General features: G+C 56.0%; 20 protein-coding genes. 12 read left to right on the top strand and 8 right to left on the bottom strand.

The window, feature by feature from the left end:
- Positions 1–33: 33 nt before the first annotated feature.
- A complete protein-coding gene (locus LJN55_RS15590; RefSeq protein ID WP_133841460.1) occupies positions 34–1,008 on the bottom strand; it encodes a CobW family GTP-binding protein in 975 nt (324 codons plus the stop codon).
- A gap of 77 nt (positions 1,009–1,085) precedes the next feature.
- On the opposite strand from LJN55_RS15590, the gene LJN55_RS15585 reads away from it, so the two are divergent.
- The gene (locus LJN55_RS15585; protein ID WP_227534813.1) at positions 1,086–1,445 is read left to right on the top strand and encodes a hypothetical protein; all 360 of its coding nucleotides are present in this window, start codon (positions 1,086–1,088) and stop codon (positions 1,443–1,445) included.
- A 64-nt stretch (positions 1,446–1,509) separates the two neighbouring features.
- Here the strand turns inward: LJN55_RS15585 and yeiP are convergent, their stop codons facing one another.
- Entirely contained in the window at positions 1,510–2,082 is a 573-nt protein-coding gene (gene yeiP / locus LJN55_RS15580; RefSeq protein WP_133841462.1) for an elongation factor P-like protein YeiP, read from the bottom strand.
- A 215-nt stretch (positions 2,083–2,297) separates the two neighbouring features.
- Between yeiP and LJN55_RS15575 the strand changes: the two genes are divergently transcribed.
- Positions 2,298–2,552 carry a YkgJ family cysteine cluster protein gene (locus tag LJN55_RS15575; RefSeq protein WP_167863615.1) on the top strand — a complete coding sequence of 85 codons (255 nt, stop codon included), beginning with the start codon at positions 2,298–2,300 and terminating at the stop codon, positions 2,550–2,552.
- 1 nt (position 2,553) lies between these two features.
- On the opposite strand, the gene LJN55_RS15570 is transcribed toward LJN55_RS15575, so the two are convergent.
- Positions 2,554–3,768 carry a sugar efflux transporter gene (locus LJN55_RS15570; protein WP_159336305.1) on the bottom strand — a complete coding sequence of 405 codons (1,215 nt, stop codon included), beginning with the start codon at positions 3,766–3,768 and terminating at the stop codon, positions 2,554–2,556.
- A gap of 372 nt (positions 3,769–4,140) precedes the next feature.
- Here LJN55_RS15570 and fruB point away from each other — a divergent pair, with 372 nt between their 5' ends.
- The 3 genes from fruB to fruA are packed head-to-tail and all read left to right on the top strand — an operon-like array spanning position 4,141 to position 7,917.
- Positions 4,141–5,274 carry a fused PTS fructose transporter subunit IIA/HPr protein gene (fruB, locus tag LJN55_RS15565; protein ID WP_133841465.1) on the top strand — a complete coding sequence of 378 codons (1,134 nt, stop codon included), beginning with the start codon at positions 4,141–4,143 and terminating at the stop codon, positions 5,272–5,274.
- Entirely contained in the window at positions 5,271–6,212 is a 942-nt protein-coding gene (gene fruK, locus LJN55_RS15560) for a 1-phosphofructokinase (protein WP_133841466.1), read from the top strand. Before fruB ends, fruK begins: the two co-directional genes overlap by 4 nt.
- Positions 6,213–6,228: 16 nt before the next feature.
- On the top strand, positions 6,229–7,917 hold the full coding sequence (gene fruA, locus LJN55_RS15555) for a PTS fructose transporter subunit IIBC (protein WP_133841467.1): 1,689 nt from the start codon (positions 6,229–6,231) through the stop codon (positions 7,915–7,917).
- A gap of 71 nt (positions 7,918–7,988) precedes the next feature.
- On the opposite strand, the gene nfo is transcribed toward fruA, so the two are convergent.
- Both nfo and LJN55_RS15545 read right to left on the bottom strand, forming a co-directional pair.
- Entirely contained in the window at positions 7,989–8,831 is an 843-nt protein-coding gene (gene nfo / locus LJN55_RS15550; RefSeq protein ID WP_133841468.1) for a deoxyribonuclease IV, read from the bottom strand.
- Positions 8,832–8,896: 65 nt separating this feature from the next.
- Complete coding sequence (locus LJN55_RS15545; protein ID WP_159336306.1) at positions 8,897–9,958, bottom strand: YeiH family putative sulfate export transporter; 1,062 nt, start codon at positions 9,956–9,958, stop codon at positions 8,897–8,899.
- Between the two features lie 139 nt (positions 9,959–10,097).
- Here LJN55_RS15545 and yieE point away from each other — a divergent pair, with 139 nt between their 5' ends.
- The 4 genes from yieE to LJN55_RS15525 all read left to right on the top strand — a co-directional run bounded on the left by yieE (position 10,098) and on the right by LJN55_RS15525 (position 14,641).
- On the top strand, positions 10,098–10,964 hold the full coding sequence (gene yieE / locus LJN55_RS15540) for a DNA-binding transcriptional regulator YeiE (protein ID WP_133841470.1): 867 nt from the start codon (positions 10,098–10,100) through the stop codon (positions 10,962–10,964).
- 190 nt (positions 10,965–11,154) lie between these two features.
- The gene (locus LJN55_RS15535) at positions 11,155–12,621 is read left to right on the top strand and encodes an amino acid permease (protein ID WP_133841471.1); all 1,467 of its coding nucleotides are present in this window, start codon (positions 11,155–11,157) and stop codon (positions 12,619–12,621) included.
- A gap of 152 nt (positions 12,622–12,773) precedes the next feature.
- Positions 12,774–13,856 carry a FecCD family ABC transporter permease gene (locus LJN55_RS15530; protein ID WP_133841472.1) on the top strand — a complete coding sequence of 361 codons (1,083 nt, stop codon included), beginning with the start codon at positions 12,774–12,776 and terminating at the stop codon, positions 13,854–13,856.
- Positions 13,856–14,641 (top strand): ABC transporter ATP-binding protein, encoded by a 786-nt coding sequence (locus LJN55_RS15525; protein WP_166653681.1) that lies wholly within the window; start codon positions 13,856–13,858, stop codon positions 14,639–14,641. Before LJN55_RS15530 ends, LJN55_RS15525 begins: the two co-directional genes overlap by 1 nt.
- Positions 14,642–14,904: 263 nt before the next feature.
- Here the strand turns inward: LJN55_RS15525 and fghA are convergent, their stop codons facing one another.
- The 3 genes from fghA to ptrR form a co-directional block, all read right to left on the bottom strand.
- A complete protein-coding gene (gene fghA / locus LJN55_RS15520) occupies positions 14,905–15,747 on the bottom strand; it encodes an S-formylglutathione hydrolase (RefSeq protein WP_133841474.1) in 843 nt (280 codons plus the stop codon).
- Positions 15,748–15,758: 11 nt separating this feature from the next.
- On the bottom strand, positions 15,759–16,886 hold the full coding sequence (locus LJN55_RS15515) for an S-(hydroxymethyl)glutathione dehydrogenase/class III alcohol dehydrogenase (RefSeq protein WP_133841475.1): 1,128 nt from the start codon (positions 16,884–16,886) through the stop codon (positions 15,759–15,761).
- 65 nt (positions 16,887–16,951) lie between these two features.
- Positions 16,952–17,830 carry a putrescine utilization regulator PtrR gene (gene ptrR, locus LJN55_RS15510; RefSeq protein ID WP_227534812.1) on the bottom strand — a complete coding sequence of 293 codons (879 nt, stop codon included), beginning with the start codon at positions 17,828–17,830 and terminating at the stop codon, positions 16,952–16,954.
- A 102-nt stretch (positions 17,831–17,932) separates the two neighbouring features.
- Between ptrR and LJN55_RS15505 the strand changes: the two genes are divergently transcribed.
- The 3 genes from LJN55_RS15505 (at position 17,933) to yeiB (ending at position 21,177) form a co-directional block, all read left to right on the top strand.
- Positions 17,933–19,066: a YbfB/YjiJ family MFS transporter gene (locus tag LJN55_RS15505; RefSeq protein WP_227534811.1), complete on the top strand. Its 1,134-nt coding sequence runs from the start codon at positions 17,933–17,935 to the stop codon at positions 19,064–19,066.
- Between the two features lie 233 nt (positions 19,067–19,299).
- The gene (gene folE / locus LJN55_RS15500; RefSeq protein ID WP_133841478.1) at positions 19,300–19,965 is read left to right on the top strand and encodes a GTP cyclohydrolase I FolE; all 666 of its coding nucleotides are present in this window, start codon (positions 19,300–19,302) and stop codon (positions 19,963–19,965) included.
- Between the two features lie 42 nt (positions 19,966–20,007).
- Positions 20,008–21,177 (top strand): DUF418 domain-containing protein YeiB, encoded by a 1,170-nt coding sequence (gene yeiB, locus LJN55_RS15495; RefSeq protein ID WP_227534810.1) that lies wholly within the window; start codon positions 20,008–20,010, stop codon positions 21,175–21,177.
- The last annotated feature ends 11 nt before the right edge of the window (positions 21,178–21,188 follow it).

Genomic DNA, 21,188 nt, shown 5'->3' with positions numbered 1-21,188 from the left:
ATAGAAAAGTCGCGGCGTATAATATATCTACAACTATAAACGAAGATTCAACAAAGCATTTTGCAAAAGATTCCATTCTGCTATTTCCTCATGAATTAACTCGATACGGCTATCAGGCGGTGTCGTCTGACGGGTTTCAATATGAAAGTCCGCACCCTGACGATTAATACTCACTAACCCTTCCGGAATGCGTAATACACCCTTAACACGCGAAACCGGTGCCAGTCTGGCCCATTCAAGCAGGCCGATGGTATCAAATACAGTTTCACTGTCGAAAATCCAACCCGCCGCAAAGTAACCCTGTCCCTGATTCACTGCCCGCCGCCAGCGCGCGTTGTCGTCCAGCTTCAGCGCGGCCAGCCCGGACTGCGACGGGCGATGATGATGATGGTGCGAGGGTGTTGGCAGCGCTTGCAGGTTGGCGCGCGGTTGATCGAGTAGTGCAGCATCGATCTGGCCGTGAGAGGTGGCAACCAGCTGACGAGGCGTTGCTGTGAGCTGCTGCCACTGATCAAGCCTTTCCCGGTCGGCCTCTTCCCAGCGATCTTGCTTGTTGGCGATAATAATATCTGCGGCGGCAAGCTGGTCGCGGAAGTTTTCATTTTCTACCACGCGTTTATCGGCAAGCTGACGTGGGTCGAGCAGACACAGGGTGGCGCGCAGGTCGATCCAGGGCTGATAAACGGTGGCTGACAGCATATCAAGGATCTGCTTTGGATGACCAAGCCCGGTAGGTTCAATCAACAGGCGGTCAGGCTTAGCCTGCTTCAGCAGCATATTTAGCCCTACCTGCATGGGCAGCCCGTTGACACAACACATGCAGCCACCGGGGATCTCTTTCAGTACCGCCCCCGTTTCTGCCAGCAGGGCACCGTCGATGCCAATTTCACCAAACTCATTCACCAGAACGGCCCACTGCTCACCTTCGGGTTTACTGGCCAGTAAATGGCGCAGAGTGGTGGTTTTTCCGCTGCCAAGAAAGCCGGTAATCAGATTGACTCGGGTCATATTCGCTCCTCAGGAAAACTTTAATGATATTTATCGTTCTTGGCCCGTATTTGTTTTCATCACATCAATGTATGTAATTGGCTAAAGTCATCGAGAAGAAGATGAACATTGAGGTTGATATGAACATTATTGCAACGACAGCCGTCGTTATGTTTTTCGCCTCATGGACGAGCAATGTAGTGGCAGACCAGCCTCAGTTACCAGGCAGTTCGGGAGTCATCCAGTTCAGCGGGAGGATTGTGGAGTCTGAATGCACCCATAAGATTCAGCAAAAACAGGTGCAAGTCTCATGCGAGCGTAATGGCCAGGCAAGATTCAGTCATATGTCGTTGAAAAGCACGGCCCCACAGTCTTTACCCTACAATCTCGGCACCAGCCAGATTCGCTGGCTCGACCAACAACACAAGACGGGCATTCTCTTGGTTGATTATCGGTGATATTGTTATGTTATAACATATTATAAATGGCGCCGTCACCTGACCGCGCCATTTTTCACGTTGACTAGTCCGCGCGGCTCATATAACGACGCTCAGGGATATGAATGCGAATCTTATCACCATTGCTGAGGTACTCCGGCACCTGAACGACCAGACCTGTGGCCATTTTTGCGGGTTTTGTGCGGGCGCTGGCGGAAGCACCTTTAATTCCCGGGGTGGTTTCGACAATTTCCATATCTACCGTCTGAGGCAGCTCCAGCGCCAAAATCATACCGTCCATCGTCAGTACCTGAATACCCGGAATACCGCCTTCCGGCAGGAACAGCAGTTCATCTTCGATCTGCTCCTGCTTGAAGTTGTACGGCGTGTAATCCTCATCATCCATAAAGACGTATTCATCGCCATCAATGTACGAGAAGGTCACCTGGCGACGGCTGAGTGAAATGGTGTCGATGATGTCGTCACCTTTGAAACGTTCTTCCACTTTCATCCCGGTGCGGATATCCGTGAAACGCATTTTGTACAGCGTGGACGCGCCGCGTGCGCTCGGGCTTTGTACGTCAATATCTTTAACTAACAGCAGTTTGCCGTTAAAGCTGACGGCCATGCCTTTTTTGATTTCATTGGCTCTTGGCATAAAACAGGTCTCGTATGAAAGATGAGGGGGAAATTTATCGCGACACGTTACTCGCGCCCGCGTCGCCAGGCAAGATGGCCCGGAGAAAAATATGCGCCTGAAGGAATACGCACGGGCCGGACAGGGGGTTCGATCGGACCGAACCGGTTACAGGACAAGAATAGTATTCGCGAGGGCGACCTGCTATTGTCGCGCTTTCGTATTGGAGGTCAGTGATGGAGTGTCGCGCCGCCTGTGGTGCCTGCTGTACAGCACCGTCAATTTCATCGCCTATCCCAGGCCATCCGCACGGAAAACCGGCGAATACACCCTGTATTCAGCTCGATGCTCAGATGCGCTGCAAAATCTTTGGTTCGCCACTGCGGCCTAAAGTGTGCTCAGGATTGCAGCCGCAGTTTGAGATGTGTGGCACAAGCCGCGAGCAATCGATGGTGTATTTGCTGGACCTGGAAGCACAGACCGCCCCCTGAATCAGCCTGCGGGCTGTTCTGTGCTGGTTTCCCCTGACTGAGGTTCTGGCACGCGCAGCAGGCAAAGCAGTGAGGCGGCCATCATGATCACGGCAAACCAGAACACCGCGTGGAAACTCCAGACCTCAGCCACCATCCCAGCCAGCGAGCCGCCAACAATCCAGCCCATACGGGTTGAATTGGTGAACAGCGTTGTCGCTGCACCGGCCTGGCCTGGCATCATGTCCTGGAAGTAAATCATCCCGATTGCTGCCACCACCCCAATAAACATCGCATTCAGCCCCTGCAACAGCAGCATCGATACTTCGCCATCAAACATCAGCGTGCCGCTGTAAAACAGCAATCCTGAAAACGCGGCGCCACGCATCAGGCGGCGCTTACCGCAGCGTTTGGCATAATACCCCGCCAGCAGCATCACCGGGATCTCCAGCCCGGCAGCCAGACCCATCATCAGCCCGGCCAGTTTTTCCGGCAGATGCAGCTCATTCACCACATATAACGGCATGGTAATGAGATACAGACCATTGCTCGACCACATCAGCGTGCAGGCAATAAACAACATCAGCGTGGCACGGCGATGACGGCGCGGAGCCTGAATGGGCTGACGCATCACCAGGGTGGTTTTGCGCATTGAGGGCAGCAGATAGCGCACAATCACCGCGCAAAGTACAAAGGCCACGGCGGCTGTCAGATACATGGTGCGAAAGCCGTAGCCCAGCGCCAGAGCAAAGGCCAGCGGCGGACCCACCATCCAGGCCAGAGAGATCTGCGCACGCATGACCGAACTGAACATCACGTTTTCACGCCCGGTTTTATCTGAATGCTCACGCGCCAGCGCAAACATCTGCGAGGTGGCGCTGGTGCCGAAACTGGAAAGCAAAACGCCTACGAACAGTAAAATAAAGTAGTTGCGGTTCCAGGCAAACAGCAGCGACGCCATTGCGCCCAGCAAACAGCAATAGAGGATCAGTGTTTTACGATCGCCTTTGCGGTCTGAATAGCGCGCCAGAAGCTGGCTGACGACAATGCCAATCACGGCGCTGAGCGTGAAGAACAGGCCAACCATAAAGGGGCGAACATGAACTTCAGTGCTCAGGAACAGGCTGAGGGTTGGCGTTTGCAGCGCACCGGCCAGCCCGGAAATAAATGCCACGATCAGAAATGCAAGGGATTTGCTGTCAGGCAAGGTACGGGCGGGCGCAGCAGGTAATGACATGGGTTCGATAAGCCTGGTGAGGAAAAACGGCGAGATTTTACGCCCTAATATGAAAGTCGGGAAACCTTTTTCAATCGGGGGCGAAAGCGTTTTCATTTTAGGCACTTTTTGCACAATTCAGCGGTGAGAATGCTCGTCAGCATGCCTTCAGCTTTCCACTCTTTTGAGGTGCGTTTTTCTGAAAATGATTGATGAAATGTGCGGAGCGTCAAAAATCTGCTACGCGATTCACAGTAAAACTTGCAACAGATCCGCTATCGGGACCAAACTCATTGAAACGTTTCAGCGTTGTCTCCTCAGGTTGTTAGTGCAGAGATAGCGCTTTTTTTCTCAAATTAGCTGAAACGATTCAAATCAGCAGCGAGGAGAACCATGTTCCAGTTAGAACTCAACGCCATTAAGCCTGGAGCCCAGGCAGGCGACAAACAAGATGCTATCCGTCAGGTCGCCGCCGCGCTGACCGCCGCCGGTAATGTCGGCGAAGGTTATGTCGACGGCATGCTGGCACGCGAGCAGCAGACCTCCACTTACCTCGGTAACGGTATTGCTATCCCGCATGGCACCACCGATACCCGCGATCTGGTGTTAAAAACCGGTGTGCAGGTGTTCCAGTTCCCGCAGGGCATTGCCTGGGGCGAAGATCAAACGGCCTACGTGGTGATTGGTATCGCCGCGAAGTCTGACGAACACCTCGCGCTGCTGCGCCAGCTGACGCATGTGCTGAGTGATGACAGTGTGGCAGAACAGCTGCGCACCACCGACTCCGCAGAAACCCTGCGCAGTATTTTGATGGGTGAAAAACTGGCGGCAGAATTCAAATTCGATACCTCGCTGATCACGATCGATGTGGCCGCTAGTGACCTGATGACCTTACAGGCACTGAACGCTGGTCGTCTGCAACAGGCAGGCGCAGTGGATGCTTCCTTCGTGAGCTGCGTGATTGCCGGTAAGCCGCTGAATCTGGGGCAGGGTATCTGGCTTAGTGACAGCACCAACGGTAACCTGGCCAGTGCGGTTGCCATCAGCCGTGCTGCTGCCCCGTTCAGCGTTAACGGTGAAAGCGCGTCACTGTTGATCACCGTTTCCGTCACCGACGACCAGCCGCTGAATGTGCTGAACTACTTAAGCGATCTGCTGATTAAGCAGAAAGCGGATCGTCTGCTGAGTGCGGACGCAGCCGGAATTCTCGCCTTGCTGACCAGCGACGTCTCCGAACAGGCTGACGTATTGACCGAAGAGTTCACCATTCGTAACGAACATGGCCTGCATGCGCGTCCGGGTACAGCACTGGTCAGTGTGATCAAACAGTTTAACTGTGATGTGACTGTCACAAACCTTGATGGTAGTGGTAAACCGGCTAACGGTCGCAGCCTGATGAAAGTCGTGGCGCTTGGCGTGAAAAAAGGCCATCGCCTGCGCTTCAGCGCCAGCGGTGAAGATGCCCGCGCAGCACTGGATGCCATTGGTGAAGCCATCGCTGCCGGTCTGGGCGAGGGTGCATCATGAGCAGACGTGTCGCCACTATTACTCTGAACCCTGCCTACGATCTGGTGGGGTACGTTCCGGAAGTTGAGCGCGGCGAAGTCAACCTGGTGAAAACCACCGGGCTGCACGCAGCGGGTAAAGGTATCAACGTGGCCAAGGTTCTCAAAGACCTGGGCATTGATGTCACCGTGGGCGGCTTCCTGGGTAAAGAGAATCAGGACGGCTTCCAGCACCTCTTCAGCGAGCTGGGGATTGCTAACCGCTTCCAGGTGGTTGAAGGCCGCACCCGTATCAACGTCAAACTGACCGAGAAAGATGGCGATGTCACTGACCTGAACTTCTCAGGTTTTGACGTAACGGCACAGGACTGGGAGCGCTTTACGGCGGATTCACTGACCTGGCTGGGGCAGTTCGACATGGTCTGCGTCAGCGGAAGCCTGCCAGCAGGCGTTGACCCGGATGCCTTCACCGAGTGGATGACGCAACTGCGTACCCACTGCCCATGCATTATTTTTGACAGCAGCCGTGAGGCGCTGGTTGCGGGCCTGAAAGCCGCACCGTGGCTGGTCAAACCCAACCGCCGTGAGCTCGAAATCTGGGCAGGCCGCAAATTACCGACATTACAAGATGTGATTGAAGCAGCACATGCGCTGCGTGAGCAGGGGATCGCTCACGTGGTTATCTCTCTCGGTGCCGAAGGGGCGCTGTGGGTGAATGCTTCAGGCGAATGGATTGCAAAACCACCTGCCTGTGAAGTTGTGAGCACCGTGGGTGCGGGCGATTCTATGGTTGGCGGGCTGATATATGGCCTGCTGATGCGTGAATCGAGCGAGCACACACTGCGTCTTGCAACGGCAGTGGCGGCTATGGCCGTCAGCCAGAGCAACGTGGGCGTTACCGATCGTACCCAGTTGGCCGCAATGATGGCGCGTGTCGACCTACAACCTTTCATTAACTAACAGCAGGAGACGCATAATGAAAACGCTGCTGATAATCGATTCTTCGCTGGGGCTGGCAACGGGCTATCTGGCAAAAAATATCACCACAGCGGCTGCGGCAAGCGCCGGTCTGACTCTGACGGATAATCCGGCAGAAGCGGATCAAGTCATTGTGGCAGGCAAAAATATTCCGGCAGACAGCACACTGAACGGCAAAGCCATTTATCTGGCTGACATCGAACAGCTGCTGCGTCAGCCAGCCGAGGTGCTGGCAAAGGCGCAAACTCACGCACAACCTTATCAGGCACCGGCGGCATCAGCGGCTGCGCCTGCTGCGGTCAGCACCGGGCCTAAACGTGTTGTCGCGATTACTGCGTGTCCGACTGGTGTGGCACATACGTTTATGGCCGCCGAAGCCATTGACACCGAAGCGAAAAAACGCGGCTGGTGGGTGAAGGTGGAAACCCGTGGTTCAGTGGGTGCTGGCAATGCCATTACCGCTGAAGAAGTGGCGGCAGCCGATCTGGTGATTGTTGCGGCAGACATCGAAGTGGACCTGGCAAAATTTGCCGGTAAGCCGATGTACCGCACCTCTACCAGCCTGGCGCTGAAGAAAACCGCTCAGGAACTGGATAAAGCCGTGGCAGAAGCCCGTGTTTACCAGCCTCAGGGTGGACAGTCTGCTGCACAGGATGAGAAAAAAGAGAAAGCAGGGGCCTATCGTCACTTGTTGACCGGTGTGTCCTACATGCTGCCGATGGTGGTCGCAGGGGGGCTGAGCATTGCCCTGTCCTTCGCCTTTGGTATCACTGCGTTTAAAGAGCAGGGTACGCTGGCAGCAGCGCTGATGCAGATTGGTGGCAGCAGTGCGTTTGCCCTGATGGTGCCGGTGCTGGCAGGCTTTATCGCCTTCTCGATTGCAGACCGTCCGGGTCTGACGCCTGGCCTGATTGGCGGGATGCTGGCGACCAGCATTAACGCCGGCTTCCTTGGCGGTATCATCGCCGGTTTCATTGCCGGTTATGCCGCGAAGTTCCTTAGCCAGAAGGTCAAACTACCGACCAGCATGGAAGCATTAAAGCCGATTCTGATCATTCCGCTGGTCGCGAGTTTGATTACAGGTCTGCTGATGATCTACGTGGTGGGCAAACCGGTGGCCGGTATCATGGCAGGTCTGACGGCCTGGCTGGCAAACCTGGGTACGGCTAACGCGGTGGTTCTGGGCGCCATCCTCGGTGGCATGATGTGTACCGATATGGGTGGCCCGGTGAACAAAGTGGCTTATGCCTTTGGTGTCGGACTGCTCAGTTCGCAAACCTATGCGCCGATGGCGGCGATTATGGCAGCCGGTATGGTGCCACCGCTGGCGATGGGTCTGGCAACGCTGGTTGCACGCAGGAAGTTCAACAAAGGTCAGCAGGAAGGGGGCAAAGCGGCGCTGGTACTGGGTCTGTGCTTTATCTCTGAAGGTGCGATTCCGTTTGCTGCCCGTGACCCGATGCGCGTTCTGCCTTGCTGCATCATCGGCGGTGCCGTAACCGGCGCAATGTCGATGGCGATTGGTGCCAAACTGATGGCGCCACACGGCGGTCTGTTTGTCCTGTTAATCCCTGGCGCAATCACTCCGGTCGTCGGTTACCTGGCGGCGATTATCGTGGGTACGCTGGTGGCAGGTCTCTCTTACGCGGTGTTGAAACGCCCGGAAGCAGAAGCGCTGAAAGTATAATCTTATCCCCGTAGGGGCGAGGCACGCCTCGCCCGTTTCACAGGGTCAGGCATGCCTGACCCCTACGGGTTTTATTTCTGCTCTGACTTCAACCACGCAATTTCATCTTTCCAGATATCCGGATTGACCGTTTCAAGAATCATCGGGATCCCATCAAAGCGTTTATCCTTCATCAACCAGCTAAATACCGTCTTACCGATATTCCCCTCACCCAGGCTGTGATGACGATCGACACGGCTGTTAAACTCGCTTTTCGCATCATTGAGGTGCATACCGCGCAGATACTGAAAGCCCACGATGCGTTCGAAATCGGCAAACGTCTTCACGCACTCTTCTTCACTGCGCAGGTCGTAACCCCCGGCAAAGGCGTGGCAGGTATCAATGCAGACACCGACGCGGGATTTATCTTCCACGCCATCAATGATCGCCGCCAGATGTTCAAAGCGGAACCCCAGGTTACTGCCCTGACCGGCGGTATTCTCGATCACCGCCGTCACGCCTTCCGTTTTATCCAGCACGATGTTGATCGACTCAGCAATGCGCTGAAGGCAGTCGTCTTCGCTGATTTGATGCAGGTGGCTACCGGGGTGGAAATTCAACAACGTCAGCCCCAATTGCTGGCAGCGTGTCACTTCATCGAGGAAAGCTTCGCGTGATTTTTCCAGGGCCTCCTCTACCGGGTGGCCGAGGTTGATCAGATAGCTGTCGTGGGGCAGGATTTGCCCGGGAGTGTAGTGATACTTTTCACAGGCAGTGCGAAAGGCCGAAATCACTTCATCAGTCAGCGGAGCCGCGCGCCACTGACGCTGATTTTTCGTAAAGAGCGCGAAAGCAGTGGCTTCCAGTTCGTATGCGCGTTCAACCGCTTTATCCACACCGCCAGCTGCGCTGACGTGGGCACCGATATATTTCATGCCGTTCTCCTGTTAATGGCCTGCCTAATGGCAGTCAGGTCATCATAACCGGAAAAGTGCGGAAACTATGCCATCAAATGTTGAACCAACAGGTTGATAGCACCACCGCCCACTATCAGCCAGATAAACAGCGTCAGGCCCAGAAGAATCGGGCGCATCCCGGCGCGCTTCAGTTGGCTGACCTGCGTCGTGACGCCGAGCGCTGCCATGGCCATCGCCAGAAAGACATTATCCAGCTGGTTAATGGCGTTGACGACGGACTGTGGGAACAGATGCAGAGAGTTAAACAGCGCGACAACAATAAACAGCAGAGCGAACCATGGGAAAGAGAGTGCGCTTTTGCTCTGAGTTTCAGTGGCTGGCCGCATGCGCTTCATCTGCCAGTTGAGGATCACCAGGAAGGGGGCCAGCATCATCACGCGCAGCATTTTACTGATCACCGCCGCGTTCTCTGTTTCCGGGGCGATAGCATGTCCTGCCGCGACCACTTGCGCGACTTCATGCATCGTAGAGCCCGTGTAAATACCATAGCTTTCAGGTGTCACCGACGGAAACATTTGTAAGACATGCGGATATAACAGCGGATAAAGGAAAATCGCGATAGTGCCAAAGATCACAACCGTAGCCACGGCCACCGCGACTTTTGAGGCTTCGGCTTTCAGCACGGGTTCTGTTGCCAGCACGGCCGCGGCACCACAGATACTGCTACCGGCGCCAATCAACCAGGCCGTGTCGCGATCCAGCCCGAAGACTTTACGCCCCAGCCAGCAGGCAATAAAGAACGTGGAGCTCAGGGTCATGATATCGATGATCACGCCACTGATGCCGACGTTGGCTATTTGCTGGAAGGTTAACCGAAAGCCATAGAGAATAATGCCCAGCCGTAGCAGCTTCTGCTTTGCCAGCAGAATACCGCTATCGCAAGACGGATAAATGAGGGGATACAGCGTATTGCCAGCGACGATGCCAAATACAATCGCCAGGGTCAGTGCGCCCAGCCCCAGTCCGGCAACCCAGGGGATATTGCCCGCCCAGATAGCCAGCGCGGCAATCCCGCCTGCCAGCGCGAGGCCTGGAATAAAGTGCTGTATCGAGTGATGATGATTTTTGAGAGCGATGTCAGCCAAAATATCTTCCTCCATAAGATGATGGCGATATGATGATGGCAACTTACTTAAAAGATAAATTGATTATATACTTATAATCAACCACTCTAAGTGTTAAGCAGTCTACTTGTAAGCCACTTTTTTTGTGAAAGGAATGACGATGCATATCACCCTGCGCCAACTGGAAGTCTTCACCGAAGTCCTGAAAAGCGGTTCAACCACTCAGGCCTCTCAGGTGCTGGCACTTTCCCAGTCAGCGGTCAGTGCCGCATTGGCCGATCTTGAAGGCCAACTGAGTGTCCAGTTGTTTGACCGGGTCGGCAAACGCCTGGTCATTAACGAACATGGCCGCCTGTTATATCCACGTGCCGTTGGGCTGCTTGAGCAGGCGCAGGATATTGAGCAGTTATTCCGTGAAGACAACGGGGCATTGCGCGTATCGGCCAGCAGCACCATCGGCAACTATCTGTTACCCGGCATGATCGCCCACTACCGCCGCGATTTCCCGATGCTGCCTTTAGAGCTGAGCGTCGGTAACAGCCAGGACGTGATTACGGATGTCGCTGATTTTCGGGTGGATATTGGCCTGATTGAAGGGCCATGCCATATGGCTGAATTGATCACGGAGCCCTGGCTGGAAGATGAGCTGGTGGTTTTTGCGGCCCCGAATGCCGATATTCTCAACCAGCCGGTGACGTTACAGAGCCTGGCCGCCGCGCCCTGGATCCTGCGCGAACATGGCTCCGGCACGCGTGAAATCGTCGACTATCTGCTGTTGTCACATCTGCCGCAGTTCGATCTGGCGCTGGAGCTGGGTAACTCTGAGGCGATTAAAAATGCGGTGCGTCACGGCATGGGGATCAGCTGCCTGTCGCGGAGGGTGATTGCCGAACAACTGGAGATGGGGACGCTGGTCGAAGTGACCATTCCGTTGCCAAAACTCAAACGCACGCTGTACCGGATTCATCATCGGCAGAAACACCTCTCGAAGGCGCTGAACCGTTTTCTGAGCTATTGCACGGAATAAAACCCGGGTCGGGCATGCCCGACCCCTGCGAAATCATGCGCTCTGACAGGGGAGAGCACGCCTCTCCCGTGTTACGCTAATAATTTCCCGCCGATCATGAAGCTAACTTATAACGTGGCGTAATCGCTATACGACCCCCGCCAGGTTGCTATAATCGCGCCTTATTTTTTGCAAGGCGCAGCGTTAAAACATGGATCATGACACAACAACAACACAACCCACTGGATTAAGACGTGAACTAAAAGCACGTCACTTAACCATGATCGCCATTGGCGGTTCGATTGGCACAGGCTTATTTGTCGCCTCAGGTGCCACTATTTCTCAGGCGGGTCCAGGCGGGGCATTACTGTCCTATATGCTGATTGGCCTGATGGTTTACTTCCTGATGACCAGCCTCGGTGAGCTGGCGGCCTTTATGCCGGTTTCAGGCTCATTTTCTACCTACGGCGCCAAATACGTCGAAGAAGGCTTTGGCTTCGCGCTGGGCTGGAACTACTGGTACAACTGGGCGGTCACCATCGCCGTTGACCTTGTCGCTTCACAGCTGGTGATGACCTGGTGGTTCCCGGACACCCCGGGCTGGATCTGGAGCGCACTGTTCCTCTGCCTGATCTTCCTGCTGAACTACATCTCCGTAAAAGGCTTTGGTGAAGCGGAATACTGGTTCTCGCTGATCAAAGTGGTCACCGTCATCATCTTTATTATCGTGGGTGTAGCGATGATCGTGGGCATTCTGCGCGGCGGTGAAAGTGCAGGCTGGCATAACTGGCAGATTGGTGATGCGCCGTTTTCCGGTGGCTTTGCCGCGATGATTGGCGTGGCGATGATCGTTGGCTTCTCGTTCCAGGGCACCGAATTAATTGGTATTGCCGCCGGGGAATCGGAAGACCCGGCGAAGAACATTCCACGTGCGGTCCGTCAGGTGTTCTGGCGCATCCTGCTGTTCTATGTGTTTGCGATTCTGGTGATCAGCCTGATTATCCCTTACACCGACCCAAGCCTGCTGCGTAACAATGTGACCGATATCAGCGTCAGCCCGTTCACGCTGGTATTCCAGCATGCCGGCCTGCTGTCGGCAGCGGCAGTCATGAATGCGGTGATCCTGACGGCGGTATTGTCAGCGGGGAACTCCGGGATGTATGCCTCCACGCGTATGCTCTATACCCTGGCTTCAGAGGGTAAAGCACCGCGTATCTTCGCCAAACTGTCCAAAGGCGGTGTGCCGCGTAATGCGCTGTATGCCACAACAGTGGTGGCGGGGCTGTGCTTCCTGACCTCGATGTTTGGCAATCAGACGGTGTACCTATGGCTGCTAAACACCTCCGGGATGACGGGATTTATTGCCTGGCTGGGTATTGCTATCAGTCATTATCGTTTCCGTAAAGGGTATGTGGCTCAGGGCCGGGATCTGGCCGATCTGCCGTACCGTTCTGGTTTCTTCCCGCTGGGGCCGATCTTTGCGTTTGTGCTGTGTCTGATTATTACCCTGGGCCAGAACTATCAGGCGTTCCTGTCGGATACCATTGACTGGGGCGGCGTAGCGGCCACCTATATTGGCATCCCGCTGTTCCTGATTATCTGGTTTGGCTTCAAGCTGACGCGCAAAACGCGTTTTGTGAAGTACAGTGAGATGGAATTCCCTAAGTTCGAAAAGTAATGGCGATGGGATAACAGAAGAAGGCGCGGATCCCGCGCCTTTTTTTATCTGAATCATTTATGTCAATAAAACAGACTAAAAATATTACTGATTAGTATTCGCATTTGCTTTATTTTAAGCGGCATTAAATACATTTCTAGCAGGTATTGAGAATGAGTCTGACCCAGGAACCCGTGCAGCACGCGGGCAACATCCCGCCTGAAGGTGTCATGGGGCGTTACCACCAGCTGCTGCGCCACCGACTGTTAATTATGGCCGTACTGGTGCTGGCGATCGCCGCTTCGCTGGTGCTGGACTTCACGCTTGGCCCGTCCGGCCTGTCGTTACAGGTATTATGGCAAACGCTGCTGTCACCGGAGACGGTTGATGCCGGTACCCGGGTGATCGTCTGGGACATACGCCTGCCGTATGCGTTGATGGCTGTGGTGGTGGGCTTAGGACTGGGCCTTGCCGGGGCTGAGATGCAGACCATCCTGAATAACCCGCTGGCCAGCCCGTTTACCCTTGGGGTGTCGTCTGCCGCCGCCTTTGGTGCTGCACTGGCCATTGTGCTGGGCATTGGTATCCCGGGCATCCCGGACCAGTGGTTTATCTCCGCCAATGCATTTGTCTTTGCGCTGCTGGCTGCACTGATGCTGGACGCGGTTACGCGCTGGACGCAGGTGTCCACCTCCGGTGTGGTGCTGTTTGGTATCGCGCTTGTGTTTACCTTCAATGCACTGGTCTCGATGATGCAGTTTATTGCCAGCGAAGATACTTTGCAGGGGCTGGTATTCTGGACGATGGGCAGCCTGGCGCGCGCCTCGTGGGAAAAGCTGGCGGTGCTCTGCGTGGCGCTGCTGATCCTGGTGCCGTTCTCGATGTTAAGCGCGTGGAAACTGACGGCGCTGCGTCTGGGTGAAGATAGGGCCGTGAGTTTCGGTATTGATGTGCGCCGCCTGCGTCTGGTTACGCTGCTGCGCATCAGCGTGATCTCGGCACTGGCGGTGGCGTTTGTCGGCCCGATTGGCTTTATCGGCCTGGTAGCACCGCATATTGCCCGTATGATTTTTGGTGAGGATCACCGCTTCTATTTGCCCGCCAGTGCGCTGACGGGGGCACTGGTGCTGTCGATGGCATCGGTAGTATCGAAGAACCTGATCTCTGGCGTCATCATTCCTGTAGGGATTGTCACCTCACTGGTGGGCGTGCCGTTCTTCCTGAGTATTATTCTGCGCCATCGGGGGAGTGTCTGATGCAGGGGCTGAAAATTAGCGGTTTCCATGCCGGTTATCCAAAACGTCAGGTGATCAGCAATCTCAATGTTCCGCTGCTGCCACGTGGCAAAATTACCGTGCTGTTGGGGCCTAACGGCTGCGGCAAGTCAACGCTGCTGCGCTCGCTGGCCGGGCTGAACCGCGCCAAAGGTGAACTGTGGCTGAACGGTGAAGACCTGATGGCGTTGCCGTTTGCCCGCCGTGCCTCACGCGTGGTGTATCTGCCGCAGTCGCTGCCGGCCGGGGTGCATCTGCATGTGCTGGAGTCGATTATTGTGGCGCAGCGAGCCAGCGGCGGGCGCAGTAATGCCAGCAGCGAAGCCGAAGTGATGGCGCTGCTGGAGCAACTGGGTATCGCGCATCTGGCGCTGAGTTATCTTGACCAGCTGTCCGGCGGTCAGAAACAGTTAGTCGGGCTGGCGCAGTCGCTAATCCGCCGCCCGGAGCTGTTGCTGCTGGACGAGCCGTTAAGTGCACTCGACCTCAATTACCAGTTCCACGTGATGGATTTAGTGCGGCGGGAAACCCGCCTGCGCAACATCGTGACCGTCGTGGTGGTGCATGATATTAATATCGCGCTGCGTCACAGCGAGCACGTATTGATGCTGCAAAACGGTGAGTTGATTGCCGATGGTTTACCGGAAGCGGTGATTACGCCGGAAAGTCTGGCGCGGGTGTATGGTGTAAAAGGGCGCATTGAGCGCTGCTCGCAGGGTGTGCCGCAGGTGTTGATTGATGGTTTAGTGGCAGAGGCCATCAGCTAGCGCGGGCCTGCCGCAGAAGGGTCGGGCATGCCCGACCCCTACGTTCAGGGTGGCTACGGTGATATTGGTAGGGTCGGGCATGGCCGCCCCCTACGTTCAGGGTGGCTACGGTGATATTGGTAGGGTCGGGCATGGCCGCCCCCTACGTTCAGGGAGGGTACGGTGATATTGGGCAGGGTCGGGCATGCCCGACCCCTACGTTCAGGAGGGTGCGGTGATCTTGGGTAGGGGCGAGGCATGCCTCGCCCTGAGTCGTGCGCGATTTACACCAGCAGATGCTGCGCATGGAAGCGCAGGTGATCTTCCACAAAGCTGGCGATAAAGAAGTAGCTATGGTCGTAACCGGGCTGTTCCCGCACGGTTAACGGATAGTTCAGCTCCAGCGCGATGGCCTCCAGCCGTTGCGGCCTCAGCTGATCGGCGAGGAACTGATCGTTATCGCCCTGATCGACCAGCATCGGCAGCACGGCACCACCGTTACGCATCAGCCAGCAGCTGTCGTACTGCTTCCACGTGTTGATATCATCCCCCAGATAGGTGCGGAAGGCCTTCTGCCCCCATGCCACTTCCAGCGGGTTCACAATCGGTGCGAACGCCGACGCCGAACTGAATTTACCCGGGTTACGCAGTGCAATCATCAGTGCACCGTGGCCGCCCATCGAATGCCCCATAATCGCCTGACGATCGCTGACATTGAAATTACCGGCAATCAATGCAGGTAATTCAGTGTTGATGTAATCGTACATGTGAAAATGGTCTGCCCAGGGCGCTTCGGTGGCATTGAGGTAGAAACCGGCACCCTGACCGAGGTCGTAACCGTCGTCGTTGGCAACGCCTTCGCCGCGCGGGCTGGTATCCGGCATCACCAGCACCAGGCCCAGTTCGGCCGCCACGCGCTGCGCACCGGATTTCACGCTAAAGTTCTCGTCGCTACAGGTCAGTCCCGCCAGAAAGTAGACCACGGGTGGCGGTGAACTGCTTTTCGGTCCCGGTAAAAAGACGCTGAAGGTCATCGCGCAGTTCAGCGTCTCAGACTGATGCTGGTAGCGCTGCTGCCAGCCGCCAAACAGGCGATGTTCTTCCAGAAGTTCCAGAGTCGATGGCATCCTTTCCTCTCTTATTTTTTGGCGAAATGCACCACAGAACGAATCGATTTCCCTTCGTGCATCAGGTCGAATGCGTCGTTGATCTCTTCCAGCGGCATGGTGTGGGTAATAAAGTCATTCAGCTGGAAGTCACCCGCCATATAACGATCCACGATGCCCGGCAGCTGCGAGCGGCCTTTTACGCCACCGAAGGCAGAACCGCGCCAAACGCGCCCGGTCACCAGCTGGAAGGGACGGGTAGAAATCTCCTCACCGGCACCGGCTACACCGATGATCACGGACTCGCCCCAGCCTTTATGACAACACTCAAGAGCTGAACGCATCACGTTGACGTTACCAATACACTCGAAGGAGTAGTCAACCCCGCCGTCGGTCATTTCAACGATCACATCCTGAATCGGCTTGTCGAAATCTTTCGGGTTGATCAGATCGGTCGCGCCCAGTTTGCGTGCCAGATCGTATTTGCTGGTATTGATATCAATCCCGATGATGCGTCCGGCCTTCGCCATTTTCGCGCCAATAATCGCCGACAGGCCAATGCCGCCGAGGCCGAAAATCGCCACGGTATCGCCTTCTTTCACTTTCGCGGTATTGGTCACGGCACCCATGCCGGTGGTGACGCCGCAGCCCAGCAGGCACACTTCTTCCAGCGGCGCTTCTTTACTGATTTTCGCCAGGGAGATTTCCGGAATCACGGTGTATTCAGAGAACGTTGAGGTGCCCATATAATGGAAAATCGGCTGACCGTCTTTGAAGAAGCGAGTGGTGCCGTCTGGCATCAGGCCTTTGCCCTGGGTGGAGCGGATCGCCTGACACAGGTTGGTTTTACCGGACAGACAGAATTTACATTTGCCACACTCCGGGGTGTACAGCGGGATCACATGGTCGCCCACGGCCACGCTGGTAACGCCTTCACCCACGGCTTCCACCACGCCGCCGCCCTCATGGCCCAGCACCGCCGGGAACACACCCTCCGGATCTTTACCGGACAGCGTGTAAGCATCGGTGTGGCAGACGCCAGTGGCAACGATACGGACCAGCACTTCGCCTTTTTGCGGTGGCATCAGATCCAGTTCTTCAATTTTCAGTGGTTCACCGGCGGCCCATGCTACGGCGGCACGCGTTTTAATCATCTGCATATGTTGCTCCTGTCTTTCTTTCAAAGGGGTGTAATAAGCGTAACCAGAGTTGAAGGAAACAGCGGTTAATCGCTGGACTTCTCATCAAATTCTTCAATAATCAGATACTTCAGCGCCTCAACGTTGGGCGTGAAGGCATCACGGCGCCACACCAGTCGGGTCTCGGTGTCGCGCATTTCAGGTGGCAGCGGGTGCTGGCGCACGCGTTCGTGGCCCGGCATCTGCGCCAGCACGGCGGCAGGCAGCAATGCCAGCCCGCCGCCGCTGGCAACGCAGGCCAGCATCGCGTGATACGACTGAATCTCCATCACATTGCCCGGCTGGACGCCAGCATCGCGGAACCAGTTCTCTAAGCGAATGCGATAGGAGCAGCCCGGACGAAAGGCAAACAGCGTGCTGCCTGCGGCATCGGCGGGCGTTATGATCCCGGCATGATCCAGACTGGAAATCAGCACCATTTGCTCGGGAAATGCCACACAGCTGTTGAGTTCATCGGCATTGACCGGGCCATCCGCCAGCGCGGCGGCCAGGGTGCCAACGCGCACTTTTTCGATAATCTCAGAAGAGGTACCGGTACTCAGCGCCAGGTTGACGGCGGGATAACGCTGATGAAACTCTGCCAGCAGTGAGGGCAGCCGCGTGGCAGCCGTGCTCTCCATCGATCCGAGGGCAAAATTGCCCGCCGGTTTGCCACCGTGAGCCATGTTCAGCGCCTCTTCGCTCAGCGCAAGGATACGCTGAGCATAACAGAGGAAGTTATGGCCCATCGGCGACAGGCGCAGGCGCTGCTTCTCGCGGATAAACAGGTCGGTGCCCAGCTCTTCTTCCAGCTGGCGCAGGCGCGTAGTGAGGTTTGACGGCACCCGATGTAACTGCTCCGCTGCCCGCACGACGGAACCGCTGTCAGCCACCGCGCAGAACATTTTAAGTTGGGTCAGGTCCATTCGTTCTCTTATCGTCAGCAACTTAGTTAGTATTATTCACTTTTCGTGATTTTAACCATCACTCATGCTGATGGCAACTGAAAATCGGCTCGGGAGTCAAAAATGGCAGTACGTGTTGCGCTATGTGCTTTTCTGACGTTGGTGGTGGCGATGGGGATAGGGCGCTTTGCCTTTACCCCACAGGTGCCTTTAATGATAGGCGAAAATCAGCTATCGCTGACGAGTGCGGCGGTGGTGGCGGCGCTGAACTATCTGGGGTATCTGTGCGGTTCGTTTGATGCCATGCGTGCTACGCGGCGCGTGGAATGGCGCTTACAGGCGGGGGTCTGGGGAGCCGTTGCGCTGACGCTGATTTCCGCCCTGGTTTCCGGCCCGTGGCAGCACGGCGTGGTGCGCTTCCTGATTGGCTGGGCCAGCGGCTGGGCCATGGTGCTGATTGCAGCCTGGAGCAATGAGCAGTTGCACCGTTATCAGCGTCCGGGGCTGAGTGCCGCCGTGTTCGCCGGGCCGGGGACCGGGATTTTGATCAGCGGACTGCTGGCGGTGTGGCTGCACAGCCAGCAGGTCAGCGCGGCCTGGGCCTGGGGCGCTTATGGCGTGCTGGCGCTGGCCCTGGTGGCGCTGATTGCCCGCACCTTACCGCGTACCGGTCAGTTGCATCGCCCGGAAACCGCCCCGGAGCCGCTGCGCCTGACACCTGGGCTGAAGCGGCTGGTCTGGAGCTACAGTCTGGCCGGATTTGGCTATATTCTGCCCGCAACCTTTCTGTCACAGATGGCGACCACACGTTTTCCCGGCCTGATCAGCCAGTTTGTCTGGCCGGTGTTTGGTGGGGCTGCCGTGGTGGGGATCGCTATCGGTATTCTGACCCGTCACCTGGGTGACAGTAACCGTCGCCTGGCGCTGGTGCTGTGGGTGCAGGCGCTGGGGGTTTTTGCAGCGGATCTGATCCCCGGATTGGGCGGATTGGCGCTGGGATCGGCGCTGATTGGTGGCGGCTTTCTCTGTGTAGTACAGCTTTCTCTGCAATATGCCCGTGAACTGGCCCCGCTGCACACGCGCTATCTCGCCGGATTACTGACCACCGGTTACGCAGTCGGGCAACTGGTGGGGCCGATGTTATCGGCGATCTCTACGGCGCTGACGCACCGTCTTGAACCCGCGTTGTATGTGGCCGGGGCGGCGCTGCTGGTGGCGGGAGTGCTGGTGTGGCATCGCGAGGCGGCAGCTGAATGAAACTGTTTCATCGACAATTAAATTGATTCACTGGATCAGACTCCAAATGTGTTCCAAAATAGCGCCTCAGAAATCCTCTTCATCTTTCACGCTGCAGGTGCGTTGTCTGCCCTTACTCACCCCGGTCACTTACTTGTTGTAAGCTCCCGGGGATTCGTTCGGTTGCTGCCTTCCTGCATCATGAAATCTATTGAGGATTGGATTTTGTCAGACCTGCTGGAGAAAAGAGACAAATGGCGACGTTAAGTCAGGAAGCCACACTGGTTCATGAGGCGCTGGTTGCCCGCGGCCTGGAAACCCCGCTGCGTTCACCTGTGCGTGAAATGGATGACGATACGCGTAAGCAGCTGATCGCCGGTCATATGACCGAAATTATGCAGTTGCTCAATCTTGATCTGGAAGATGACAGCCTGGCTGAAACACCGCAGCGTATTGCCAAAATGTACGTTAATGAAGTGTTCTCCGGCCTGGACTATGCCAACTTCCCGAAAATCACCGTTATCGAAAACAAGATGAAAGTGGATGAAATGGTGACCGTGCGTGATATTACGCTGACCAGCACCTGTGAACATCACTTTGTGATTATCGATGGTCAGGCGACCGTGGCCTATATCCCGAAAGAGAAGGTGATTGGTCTGTCGAAAATCAACCGTATCGTGCAGTTCTTCTCCTCGCGGCCGCAGGTGCAGGAACGGTTGACGCAGCAGATTCTGGTCGCACTGCAAACACTGCTGGGCACCAGCAACGTCGCGGTGTCCATTGATGCCGTGCACTATTGTGTGAAAGCGCGCGGTATTCGCGATGCCACCAGCGCCACCACAACGACCTCGTTGGGTGGGCTGTTCAAGTCCAGCCAGAACACGCGCCAGGAGTTCCTGCGCTCGGTACGCCATCGCTAATGTTCAGGGCCAGGCATGCCTGGCCCCTACAGGATTGCCTCCATGTCCCGTATTCTTCCTCTCGATTTTATTCGTGGACTGGCCATTCTTGGCATTCTTCTGCTGAATATCACCGCCTTTGGTTTGCCGAAGGCGGCTTATCTGAATCCAGCCTGGCAAGGATTGCCATCGACCCGCGATTTTCTGGTATGGGCTGCGATGGATCTGTTTGCCCAGGCAAAATTCCTCACGCTATTTGCCATCCTGTTCGGTGCCGGGCTGCAACTGCTGTTGCCGCGCGGTAAGCGCTGGATACAGTCACGCCTCTCCTGGCTGGTGATCTTCGGTTTCCTGCACGCCTTACTGCTATGGGAGGGCGATATCCTGCTGGCTTACGGGCTGACCGGGCTGGTGACCTGGCGCATGATCCGCGATGTGCCCGGTACAAAGCAGCTGTTCAATACCGGGTTAATGCTTTACCTGATTGGCAGTGCGGTGCTGGTGGTACTCGGCATGGCATCCGGGCCAAATCCGAACAGTTCATGGCTGGCAGGCGCGGCCGACGTGCAGTATGAAACCTTCTGGCGCACGCAGGGTGGCTGGGAGGCGATGGTCAATCGCCTGGATATGCTGGGGTCGGCGCTGATGGCGCTGGCGGCGCAGTATGGCTGGCAGCTGGCGGGCCTGATGATGGTGGGTGCCGCATTGATGCGCAGCGGCTGGCTGCGCGGCACCTGGAGCCTGAAACATTATCGCCGTACGGGCGCGATGCTGGTGCTGGCCGGCATGCTGATTGAAGGGTTGTCGATTGCGTTACAATGGCACGTCAAATGGGAGTTTCGCTGGGCGGGCTTCTTCCTGCAGGTGCCGCGTGAAATCAGTGCCCCCTTGCAGTCGCTGGGCTACGCCGCGCTGTGCTTTGGCTGGTGGCCGCAGCTCCAGCGTTTTCGCCTGACGCTAATGGTGAGTGCGGTGGGCAGAATGGCACTCTCCAATTATCTGTTACAGACGCTGATTTGTACCACGCTGTTTAACCACTTTGCATTGTTCAATCACTTCGACCGCCTGCAGTTGCTGCTGATTGTTCCGCTGGTCTGGGTCGTTAACCTGTTGTTTTCCCACTTTTGGCTGCGGATATTCCGTCAGGGCCCCGTCGAGTGGTTATGGCGCCAGCTGACCGGGGTGGGGGTAGAGAAAAAACCGTTGGAAGATGATGTTCATCACAAAGGTTAAAAAATTGTATG

Origin of the sequence: Erwinia rhapontici (assembly GCF_020683125.1) — a bacterium.
GTDB lineage: Bacteria > Pseudomonadota > Gammaproteobacteria > Enterobacterales > Enterobacteriaceae > Erwinia > Erwinia rhapontici.
This window is presented reverse-complemented; position numbering and strand designations above follow the sequence as displayed.